Genomic DNA, 10,152 nt, shown 5'->3' on the forward strand with positions numbered 1-10,152 from the left:
TCGGCCGACCTGTGGGGAGACGTCGTGTCCAGCAACCCGTTCGACGACGAGAACGGCACCTTCCACGTCCTCGTGAACGACGAGGAGCAGCACTCGCTCTGGCCGTCCTTCAAGGAGATCCCGTCGGGCTGGCGCAGCGTCTTCGGGCCCGCGCCGCGGCAGCAGGCCATCGACTACGTGGACGCCAACTGGACCGACCTGCGCCCCAAGTCGCTGCGCGACAGCATGGCCCAGTGAGCAAGTCCGGCGCTCGGATTCTCGTACGCACCACCACTCGTAACGCCAAGCGGCTGTGGCTCGGCACCGGCCTCATCGCGGTGCACCAGGCCTGCGAGACGTTCGTCCCGGTCCTGATCGGCGTGGTCATCGACCGGGCCGTCACGCCGGGCGACCTCGGTCAGCTGCTGCTCTGGGTGGGCGTGCTCGCCGTGCAGTTCACGGTGCTGACCATGGCGTACCGCTTCGGCGCGCGGCAGCTCATGGCCGCCATCGCCGAGGAGGGGCACCAGCTGCGCCTGGAGGTGTCGGCGAAGATCCTGCATCCGCGCGGGGTGCGTACCGACCTGCGGGCCGGGGATCTGCTGACGGTGTCCACGAGCGACGCCGACAACACCTCCTACCTGCTGGACTACGTGCCGCGGATCGTCGGTGCCGTCGTCGCCACGGTGATCAGTGCGGTGGTGCTGCTGCTGATCTCCGTACCGCTGGGTCTGGTCGTCCTGGTCGCCACCCCGCTGGTGCTGGTGCTGCTGCAGATCAGCTCGCCGCTGATCACCCGGCGGGTCGCCGACCAGCAGGAGCAGGCCGGCCGGGCCACCTCGCTGGCCACCGACCTGGTCACCGGGCTGCGGCCGCTGCGCGGCATCGGCGCGCAGGACGCCGCCGCCGGGAACTACCGGGCGGTCAGCCGCCGCTCGCTGGCGGCGACGCTGCGCGCGTCGCGCACCCAGGGCGGCTACCTGGCCGCCTCGACCGTGCTGAGCACGCTGCTGGCCTGCGGCATCGCCATCCTGGCGGGCTGGTTCGCGCTCACCGGCCGGATCACCGTCGGGCAGTTCATCACCGTGATCGGCCTCGCCCAGTTCCTCATCGAGCCGTTCGGGACGCTGGCCGTGGTGCCGAGCTGGATCGCCGAGGCGCGCGCGTCCGCGGACCGGGTCGCGCTGGTCACCGACGCCGGGCTGGTGCTGCCGGAAGGCGCCGACCGGCCCGCCGAGCACCCGTGCGACCTGCGCCTGTCCGGCGTGCGGCACGGCCCGCTCGACGGCCTCGACCTGCACGTGCGGCCGGGCGAGTTCGTCGGCGTGGTCGCCCGCCGCCCCGGCGACGCCGAGGCGCTGGTCAAGCTGCTCAGCGTCCCCGCCGACTACCAGGGCAGCGTGCTGCTGGGCGGCTCACCGCTGGAGCAGGTCGACCGCGCCCACGCGCGCCGGCTGCTGCTGGTCGAGCCGCACCACACCGACCTGTTCACCGGCACGATCGCCGCCAACGTGGCCGTGCACGCTGACGGGGAGATCCCGGCCGACGTGCTCAGCGCCGCGGCTGCCGACGAGGTGCTGGACACCCAGCCGGAGCGGCTCGACGCGCTCGTCGCCGAACGCGGCGCCAGCCTCTCCGGCGGCCAACGGCAGCGGATCGCCCTGGCCCGCGCGCTGCTCGCCCGGCCGCCGGTGCTGGTGCTGCACGACCCGACCACCGCCGTCGACGCGGTCACCGAGCACGCCATCGCGCAGGGCATCCGCGCGCTGCGGCACGGCCCGGCGTCCGGCTTCGCCACCGTCGTCATCACCAGCAGCCCGGCCCTGCTCGCCGCCACCGACCGCATCGTCGTCCTCGGCGACGGCGTGGTCACGGCCGAGGGCGAGCACGAGGAGCTGGGCGCGAGCGACGAGACCTACCGACGGTTGGTGCTGCGATGACCCAGATCCTGCCCATCGCGACCGCCCGGCAGACCCGCGGCTGGCTGTGGGCCGAGCTGCGCGGGCGCCCGGCCGAGGTGCTCGGGACGCTGCTGGTCGGCCTGCTCGCGGCCGCGGCCTCGATCGTTCCCGTGTACGCCCTGGGCATGCTCGTCGACCGGGTCCGCGACGGCGCCGGCACGGGGGCGATCGTGTCGATCTCCGTCGTCATCGTCACCGCCGCGCTGATCGGTGGGGGTGCGATCGGGCTGTCCTCGTACCTGATCGGCCGGCTCGGCGCCCGGATGCTCGCCGACCTGCGCGAGAGCACCGTCGCGACCGCCTTGCGGCTGCCGGCCCTGGTGCTGGACCGGGCCGGGCGCGGCGACCTGCTCTCCCGGGTCGGTGCCGACATCGCGGCGATCGGCAAGGCCGTCTCCGACGTGCTGCCGAACGTGATCTCGGCGCTGCTGCTGGGCGTGCTGAGCCTGGTGGCCATGGCCGGCATCGACTGGCGGCTGGGCCTGGCCGGCGCCGTGGCCGTGCCGTTCTACGTGGTCGCGCTGCGCTGGTACCTGCCGCGCTCGGCCCCCCGGTACGCCGCGGAGCGCAAGGCTGTCGCCGAGCGGTCGCAGCTGCTGGTGGAGAGCATGCAGGGGTTGCGGACCGTGCACGCGTACCGGCTGGAGCAGCGGCACCTGGCGGACATCGACACCGCGTCGGCCAAGGCGCGCGACATCGACGTCGGCGTCTTCACGCTGTTCACCCGCTTCGTCGGCCGGGTGAACCGGGCTGAGTTCTTCGGGCTGGCGGCGATCCTGACGGTCGGCTTCTGGCTGATCCGCGACGGCTCGGTGACCGTCGGCCAGGCCTCGGCCGCCGCGCTGCTGTTCCACCGGCTGTTCAACCCGGTGTCCACACTGCTGTTCACCTTCGACGAGATCCAGGCGGCCGGCGCGAGCCTGTCCCGGCTGGTCGGCGTCGAGACGATGCCGGTCGAGCAGCGCGGCGCGGGCCGCCCGCCGGCCGACGCGGCGCTGACCCTGGACGACGTCAGCTTCAGCTACGACGGCCGCACGCCGGTGCTGCGCAAGGTCAGCCTGCGGCTGGAGCCGGGAGAGCGGGTGGCCCTGGTCGGCTCGACCGGGGCCGGCAAGACCACGGTGGCCTCCATCGCCGCCGGTGTGCTGCGCCCCGCCGCGGGCGTGGCGCGGGTCGGCGGGGTGCCGGTCGCGGAGCTGCCGGGCGAGACCGTGGCGATCATCAGCCAGGAGACGCACGTCTTCGCCGGGCCGCTCATCGAGGACCTGCGGCTGGCCCGCCCGTCGGCGAGCGTCGAGGAGGTCTCAGCCGCGCTGGATACCGTAGGCGCCCTGCACTGGGCGCTCGCGCTGCCCGAGGGGTTGGAGACGCTCGTTGGTGACGGCAGCCACGAGCTGACCGCCGCGCAGGCGCAGCAGCTGGCGCTGGCCCGGCTGGTGCTGCTGGACCCTGCGGTCGCGGTGCTGGACGAGGCGACGGCTGAGGCCGGGAGCGCGGGGGCCCGGGCGCTGGAGGAGGCCGCGGCTGCGGCGACGCGGGGGCGGACGGTGCTGATCGTGGCGCACCGGCTCACCCAGGCGGCGTCGGCGGACCGGGTCATTGTGCTGGAGCATGGAGAGATCGTGGAGTCGGGGCCGCACGCTGAGCTGGTCGCTGCGGGCGGGCGCTATGCGCAGCTGTGGTCGGCCTGGGAGACGCGCAGCTCAGCGCCGGCACAGACCTAGCGAACTCTGCTCACGCATTAAGCCGCGAGGCTTGGACCGTCGCCTCGATGGTGTGCGACAAGGTCGGGCGGAAACGCTCGATCTCCGCTGCCGTGACGCCGTTGCCGCGCGCCCGGGCTTCCCAGCCGGCCGCGGCATCGGCGACTTCCCGCAATGTGGTCCGGGCTTGGGCGTCGGTGAGGCCGAAGGACGACGCGTACATGACGAGGGCCCGCAGATCATCCGCTGGATTGTCGGCTCCGCCGATGCTGGTGACCCGGTGGGCGGCGAGATCGGGATTGGGATTCACGTCGAACGCCGGGGCGAGTCGCCAACCGGCTCCTCCACGAAGGAATCCATGGTTGCGGAGATGGTCGTCGGTGTTGTGCACCGCGACCGAGAATGCGATGCGCCGCCAGAGTTGCCGCAGGTCGTCGTTTGTCGCTGAGCTGTGTTCAGGAATGGCTTCCGCGATCTCGGTGTAGTCGCGTGACTCACCGTCGCGAGCTTCGAGGAGCGTCATCGCACTGATGTAGCCGACGCGGGCCGCTCGGTGCCGATCGAATCGGTCGAGCAGCAGCACCGCGTGCCCCTCGACACCTATCAACCGGCGGTTCGGCACCGAGATGCCGGCGTTCTCCGCCAGATCAAGAGCAGTCATCTCCCACCGCATGACACTCCATCCATCGGAGGGATGGGGAAACTTGGCGATGAGAAGGCGGTCGCCGTCCTTCACCGACGCCTTGGGCCGCGCACCGCCCAGCGATCCGGTGCCGGCGTCCAGCAGCGTCTTGATCGCCGCCAGGTTGTCTGGCTCGTCCCGGGCGACCGCGGTGGCTGCGTGCAGCAGACTCGGCAACGCAATGAGTTTCGGGACCTCCGGCGCCGGATGCTGGAACTCCCCGGCGGCGTCAGTTTTGAAGCGCAACGCCCCTTGGCGCGTTTCGTCGCTCACACCGAGCAGATAGTCCCGGTCGTCGAGTGCTGGGAGCGGTCGTCCGGCGGCGCTCGCGGTCGCCCGAAGCCGCTTCGCGATCAGTCCGCGACCCCAGCGGTCGGGGGCGGCGTCACTGAACGCTCCGGGGAGCCCGTACGGCAGAGGCCATGAACCGGCCGAGAGTCGCAACGCGGGATCGACGGCATAGGCCCCACGGGCGGAGAGATAGTCACGCTCATAGGAGAAGTTGGCGGTGAGCCGGTTGCGTCGGAATGTGAAGTAGGCGTCGCCCACCTTCCGGGTTTCTCCGTCGAGGTCCAGGTAGGTGAGGATGTGGCTCACTGGCGTACCCGCTTGGGAAGGATGTCGTCGGCTCGTGCCCGGCCGAGGTCGGTCTCATAGGGATCCGTAGCCGTCACCACGGCGTCCAGCACGCCCAGAGCCCGAGCCACCCCCAGGAAGGCCTGGAAGCTGACGCCGGCGTCTCCGGTCTCGATGCGGCGCAGGGTGTTCCTGGAGATGCCGGCTCGTTCGGCCACCTGGGCCGCCGTGAGGCCTTGCAGCTTGCGCCACGCAACCGTCTGTTCGCCGATGCTCTTGGCGGCGGAAGTCACCCGGACCGATGGGGGACGAGGCACAGGACACCTCCTTAAGGGCAAGGACCTCACCATAATAGCGCTTTATGCGCAGGATACTGAGCATTATTGAGAGTGAGTGCGCAGCTAGGCGGGTCCGGGGGCCTCGGGGAAGGAGACCTGGACCCGCAGGCCGTCGTGGCCGGTGGACGACGCTGCGATCACGCCGTCGTGGGCTCGAGTGATCGAGCGGGCGATCGACAGTCCGAGGCCCGCGCCGCCGCCCTGGTGGATGCGGGCGGCCGACAGCCGGCGGAATGGTTCGAACAGGGCGGACACCGCCTCGGCCGGGACGTCGTCGCCGGTGTTTGTGACGGTCAAGGCCGGGTCGTCGCCGACCTGGACGTCGATGGTGCCGTCCGGGCGGTTGTAGCTCACGGCGTTCTGCACCAGGTTGCTGACCAGGCGTTCCAGCAGTACCTGCTCGCCCAGGACCAGGCGTGGGCGCAGGGTGCTGGTGATCGTGATGCCGGCCTCGGCGGCCCGGGCGCGGTGGGCGTCGAGGACCTCCGCGGTGATCAGGTCGAGCCGCAGCGGGGTGCGGGACAGCAGGCCGCGGTCGCTTTCGGCCAGGACCAGCAGGCCCTCGATCAGCTGCTCGTTGCGTTCGTTGGTCTCCAGCAGCTGGGCGGTCAGCAGTTCGAGCTGGTCCTCGGTGCGGGCCCGGGCCATGCCGACCTCGATCAGCGTCCGTTGCACCGCGAGCGGGGTCCGCAGCTCGTGGGAGGCGTCGGCGGCGAACCGGCGCTGGGCCTCGTACCCCACCGCGATGCGGTCCATCATGTCGTCGATCGTGCGGCCGAGCAGCGCCACTTCGTCCTGGCCGGGCCCGGGGCGCAGCCGGTGGCCCAGATTTTGCGGGCCGACGTTCGCGATCACCGGGACCAGATCGCGGACCGGCCGCATACACCACCGTGCCGCCGGGACACCCGGCGCCAGCAGGCCGGCGAGGACCAGGAACAGGACCGGTCCGGTCACGACGCTGGGCCGCCGGAAGACCTGCTCGCAGAGGAACGAGGCTTCGGCGTCGGGGGCCCGCGGCCCGCCCATTCCGCACCAGGACACCCCGAACTCCCGCGACAGGGTGAGCACCTGGTCGGCGACCGTCGGGGCGAACTGGGCCGCGACCAGGGCGATCCCGCAGACCAGGAGGATTCGGCGGACCGGGGACGGTGACCTCATGGGGCGAGCCGGTAGCCGACCTTGGGCACCGTGTGGATCACCGGCGGGTCGCCGAGCTTGCGGCGCAAGGTCATGACGGTGGTACGGACAGTGTTGGTGAACGGGTCGGCGTTCTCGTCCCACGCCTGCTCGAGCAGGTCCTCGGCGCTGACCACCCGACCGCCCGCGCGCATGAGCACGTGCAGGACGGCGTACTCCTTCGGCGAGAGTGACAGCGTCAGCCCGTCGCGGGCGGCCGTGTGCCGGGTCACGTCCAGCACGATGCCGGCCTGTTCCAGCACCGGGGGCAACGCCGGGGTCGAGCGGCGGGACAGCGCCTGCAGCCGCGCGACCAGCTCCGCGAACGCGAACGGCTTGGTCAGGTAGTCGTCGGCGCCCAGCCCGAGGCCCTCGACCCGGTCGCGGATCCCGGCAGCCGCGGTCAGCAGCAGCACGCGCGTGCCCAGCCCGGCCCCGGCGATCCGCCGGCACACCTCGTCGCCGGTGCTGCCGGGCATGTCCCGGTCCAGGACGGCGACGTCGTAGCGGTTGACGCCGAGCTTCTCCCAGGCGGTGACGCCGTCGTAGACCACGTCGACGGCCATGGACAGCCGGCGCAGCCCCTCGGCCACCATGTCGGCGAGCACCCGCTCGTCGTCCGCCACCAGCACCCGCAACGCCGCGCCTCCTCGCCGTCCGTGACCGCCCGCCAGGCTGGCACAGCCGGGATAAAGATTCCATAAGGACCGTGCTGACGTCCTCCGGACGGGCGCTTACGCAGCATGGCATCCCATGAGATCTGTCCGTCGATGTCTCACCGCGGTCCTGGTCGTCGTGGCGCTGACCGCCGCACCGGTGAGCGCACAGCCGGCGTCCGCCATCGCGCACGGTGAGGATGTGGACGCCGGCGCCTATCCGTTCACGGTGTTGCTGACCATGACCGGCCTGCCCACCGACGGCCCCGGCACCCGGGACAGTTCCTGCTCCGGTGCTCTGGTCGCGCCCCGGTGGGTGATCACGGCGGGGCACTGCTTCCGTACGGCCGACGGGCGCCGGGTGAGCCGGACCGTGGCCGACCGCACCACCGCCACCATCGGGCGCGCGGACCTGAGCAGCGGGGTGGGGCACGAGGCCGAGGTTGTCGCCGTACGCCAGGCCGAGGGCGCCGACGTGGCGCTGGCCGAGATCGACCCGGCGGTCACCGACATCACCCCGCTGCGGGTCGGCACCGCACCGCCCACGGTGGGCGAGGTCGTGCGGCTCACCGGGTACGGCCTGACCGCCGGTGACGGCTCCGAGCCGGCGCAGCGGCTGCAGACCGGGCAGTTCGTCGTCGGCCGGACGAGCGACTCGCTGATCGAGACCTCCGGCAAGGCGCCGCGGGCGGACACCAGCCCGTGCCCGCACGACTCCGGCGGGCCGTACTTCCGGCAGCAGCGGGACGGGACCACGGTCCTGGTGGCCGTGGTCAGTGGCGGGCCCCGGTGCCCCCACCCGGGGCCGGACTTCAGCGCGCGGACCGACAATCTCGCCGACTGGATCGCCGGTACGACGGGCGGGCCGGGCTCCAGCGGCCGCCACCTGGTCGCTTACGGCCTGAGTGCCTTCGCCGCGCTGGCGGCCATCGTCCTGCTGGGTCTCGCGGTGCGGTGGCGTCGGCGATGAGTTTCCTCGGTGAGGCCGTCGTCGACCTGGCGGCGGTCGCGGCCAATGTCCGTACCGTGGCAGCCGTCGCCCGCACGGACCTGATGGCGGTGGTGAAGGCCGACGGTTTCGGGCACGGCGCGATTGCGGTCGCGCGTGCCGCGATCGCCGCGGGCGCCGGCTGGCTGGGCGTGACGTCCTCGGCGGAGGCGCTGTCGCTGCGTTCCGCCGGGCTCACCGCGCCGATCCTGAGCTGGCTGCACGCCCCGGACGAGGACTTCGGCCGGCTGATCGCCGCCCGCGTCGACCTCGGCGTCTCCACCGTGCCGCACCTGCACGCGGTGGCTGCGGCCGGCCGGCGGCTCGGCGCCCGGGCGGTCGTCCAGCTCAAGGCGGACACCGGGCTCTCCCGCAACGGGGCCGTGGGTCACGAGTGGCCCGAGCTGACCGGCTGGGCCCGCAAGTACGAGCAGGAGGGCAGCCTGCGGGTCCGGGGCGTGTGGTCGCACCTGGCTGACGCCGAGACGCCGGGCTCGGTGAGCGTCGCCCGGCAGGTCTCGGCCTTCGACGAAGCGTTACGGATCGCCCGCGCGGCCGGCCTCGACCCCGAGCTGACCCACCTGGCCAACTCCGCGGCGGCGCTCACCGCACCCGCCGCCCGCTACGACCTCTGCCGGATCGGGATCGCCCTCTACGGGATCGATCCGCTCGGCGCCGGCACACCCGGCCTGCGTCCGGCGCTGACGCTGCGATCACGCGTGGTCAACGTCAAGCGGGTCGGCCGCGGCACCGGCGTCTCGTACGGCCCGGACCACGTCACCACGCGCCCGACGACCCTGGCCCTCCTGCCGCTCGGCTTCGCGGACGGTCTGCCCCGCGCGGCGCAGGGCCGGGCCGAGGTGTGGCTGCACGGTCGCAGATGCCCGGTCGTCGGACGCATCGCCATGGACCAGTGCGTGATCGACGCGGGTGAGCTGCCCGTCGCCGTCGGGGACCCGGTGACGGTCTTAGGCCCCGGCGGCACCGCGCCGACGGTCGCGGACTGGGCCCGCTGGGCCGGCACCAGCCCCCACGAGATCTTGACGGGCATCGGCGCCCGGGTGAGACGGACCTACCGGTACGGAGAGGCAGCAGCACTGTGAGAACCCGGATGGCACTGGTCTACGGCGGCCGCAACGGCGAACATGCGGTGTCCCGCGGCTCGGCGGCGAGCATCCTGGCCCACCTCGACCCCGACCGGTACGACGTCACCGAGGTCCTCATCGAGCAGGACGGGCAATGGCAGGTCGGCGGCCGGTCCGTGGCTCTGTCCGAGGCGCTGCGGGTCATGCGCGATCAGGACGTGGTGTTCCCGGCCCTGCACGGCGCGTACGGCGAGGACGGCCGGCTCCAGGCCCTGCTGGAGTGGCTGGGGGTGCCGTACGTCGGCAACGGGGTCTTCGCCGGCGCCGCGGGCATGGACAAGATCGTGACGAAGAAGCTGCTCGCCGCGGACGGGATGCGCGTCGCCGAGAGCGTGACGATCGACGGTGACGACCTCCCGCTGTCCGAGCAGCGCCGGCTCGGGCTGCCGGTCTTCGTCAAGCCGGCCCGGGCCGGTTCCAGCCTCGGCGTCACGAAGGTCCGCGATTGGGAGCATCTCCCGGCCGCCGTGCGCCTGGCCCGCGGCTTCGACGACAAGGTCCTGGTCGAGCGGGCGATCACCGGGCGGGAGATCGACGTGGCCGTCCTGGAGCATCCCGACGGCCGGGTCGAGGCCGGCCCGCCGCTGGAGATCACGGTGACGGAACGGACCTTCTTCGACTACGACGCCAAGTACCGGGGTGGCGCCGCGTTCGAGATCCCCGCTGTCCTCGACGCGGCGACCACCGATCTGCTGCAGGAACGCGCTGTGCAGGCTTTCCGGGCGCTCGGCTGCCGCGGTCTGTTGCGCGTCGACTTCTTCCTGCCGGCCGGTGGATCCGGTGAGCCGGTGGTCAACGAGGTCAACACGTTCCCGGGGATGACGGCCGAGTCGCAGTTCCCGCAGATCTGGCAGCGGGCCGGCATTCCCTTCGCCGCCCTGCTGGACCTGCTGGTCGCCGGCGTCACCCGGCCCCGAACCACCGGAGCCGGAGGTTAGGCTAACCTAA

At 72.4% G+C, this 10,152-nt stretch carries 10 protein-coding genes; 6 read left to right on the forward strand and 4 right to left on the reverse strand.

Features of this window, described 5'->3' with window-relative positions; translation table 11 throughout:
- Positions 1-24: 24 nt before the first annotated feature.
- The 3 genes from ACQP2Y_RS07965 to ACQP2Y_RS07975 are packed head-to-tail and all read left to right on the forward strand — an operon-like array spanning position 25 to position 3,664.
- The gene (locus ACQP2Y_RS07965) at positions 25-237 is read left to right on the forward strand and encodes an MbtH family protein (RefSeq protein WP_212989933.1); all 213 of its coding nucleotides are present in this window, start codon (positions 25-27) and stop codon (positions 235-237) included.
- Complete coding sequence (locus ACQP2Y_RS07970; protein ID WP_433725944.1) at positions 234-1,919, forward strand: ABC transporter ATP-binding protein; 1,686 nt, start codon at positions 234-236, stop codon at positions 1,917-1,919. Before ACQP2Y_RS07965 ends, ACQP2Y_RS07970 begins: the two co-directional genes overlap by 4 nt.
- Positions 1,916-3,664, forward strand: a complete 1,749-nt coding sequence (locus ACQP2Y_RS07975) for an ABC transporter ATP-binding protein (RefSeq protein WP_433725946.1) — start codon at positions 1,916-1,918, stop codon at positions 3,662-3,664. The genes ACQP2Y_RS07970 and ACQP2Y_RS07975 overlap by 4 nt, the downstream gene beginning before the upstream one ends.
- A gap of 10 nt (positions 3,665-3,674) precedes the next feature.
- On the opposite strand, the gene ACQP2Y_RS07980 is transcribed toward ACQP2Y_RS07975, so the two are convergent.
- The 4 genes from ACQP2Y_RS07980 to ACQP2Y_RS07995 all read right to left on the reverse strand — a co-directional run bounded on the left by ACQP2Y_RS07980 (position 3,675) and on the right by ACQP2Y_RS07995 (position 7,053).
- Positions 3,675-4,922, reverse strand: a complete 1,248-nt coding sequence (locus ACQP2Y_RS07980; RefSeq protein WP_433725948.1) for a type II toxin-antitoxin system HipA family toxin — start codon at positions 4,920-4,922, stop codon at positions 3,675-3,677.
- Entirely contained in the window at positions 4,919-5,218 is a 300-nt protein-coding gene (locus tag ACQP2Y_RS07985; protein WP_433725950.1) for a helix-turn-helix domain-containing protein, read from the reverse strand. Before ACQP2Y_RS07985 ends, ACQP2Y_RS07980 begins: the two co-directional genes overlap by 4 nt.
- Positions 5,219-5,302: 84 nt before the next feature.
- Complete coding sequence (locus tag ACQP2Y_RS07990; protein WP_433725952.1) at positions 5,303-6,397, reverse strand: sensor histidine kinase; 1,095 nt, start codon at positions 6,395-6,397, stop codon at positions 5,303-5,305.
- Positions 6,394-7,053 carry a response regulator transcription factor gene (locus ACQP2Y_RS07995; protein ID WP_360818290.1) on the reverse strand — a complete coding sequence of 220 codons (660 nt, stop codon included), beginning with the start codon at positions 7,051-7,053 and terminating at the stop codon, positions 6,394-6,396. The genes ACQP2Y_RS07990 and ACQP2Y_RS07995 overlap by 4 nt, the downstream gene beginning before the upstream one ends.
- Before the next feature lie 115 nt (positions 7,054-7,168).
- Here ACQP2Y_RS07995 and ACQP2Y_RS08000 point away from each other — a divergent pair, with 115 nt between their 5' ends.
- The 3 genes from ACQP2Y_RS08000 to ACQP2Y_RS08010 are packed head-to-tail and all read left to right on the forward strand — an operon-like array spanning position 7,169 to position 10,142.
- Positions 7,169-8,041 carry a S1 family peptidase gene (locus ACQP2Y_RS08000; RefSeq protein WP_433725955.1) on the forward strand — a complete coding sequence of 291 codons (873 nt, stop codon included), beginning with the start codon at positions 7,169-7,171 and terminating at the stop codon, positions 8,039-8,041.
- A complete protein-coding gene (gene alr / locus ACQP2Y_RS08005; protein ID WP_433725957.1) occupies positions 8,038-9,162 on the forward strand; it encodes an alanine racemase in 1,125 nt (374 codons plus the stop codon). Before ACQP2Y_RS08000 ends, alr begins: the two co-directional genes overlap by 4 nt.
- Complete coding sequence (locus ACQP2Y_RS08010; protein ID WP_433725959.1) at positions 9,159-10,142, forward strand: D-alanine--D-alanine ligase family protein; 984 nt, start codon at positions 9,159-9,161, stop codon at positions 10,140-10,142. The genes alr and ACQP2Y_RS08010 overlap by 4 nt, the downstream gene beginning before the upstream one ends.
- Positions 10,143-10,152: the final 10 nt, after the last annotated feature.

The organism is Actinoplanes sp. CA-051413, assembly GCF_050955795.1.
Classification (GTDB): domain Bacteria; phylum Actinomycetota; class Actinomycetes; order Mycobacteriales; family Micromonosporaceae; genus Actinoplanes.

Excerpts from the sequence above, each read along its gene's own strand:
- ACQP2Y_RS07975 (WP_433725946.1), top strand. The coding sequence starts at position 1,916 with ATGACCCAGATCCTGCCCATCGCGACCGCCCGGCAGACCCGCGGCTGG.
- ACQP2Y_RS07990 (WP_433725952.1), bottom strand. The coding sequence starts at position 6,397 with ATGAGGTCACCGTCCCCGGTCCGCCGAATCCTCCTGGTCTGCGGGATC.
- ACQP2Y_RS08000 (WP_433725955.1), top strand. The coding sequence starts at position 7,169 with ATGAGATCTGTCCGTCGATGTCTCACCGCGGTCCTGGTCGTCGTGGCG.
- alr (WP_433725957.1), top strand. The coding sequence starts at position 8,038 with ATGAGTTTCCTCGGTGAGGCCGTCGTCGACCTGGCGGCGGTCGCGGCC.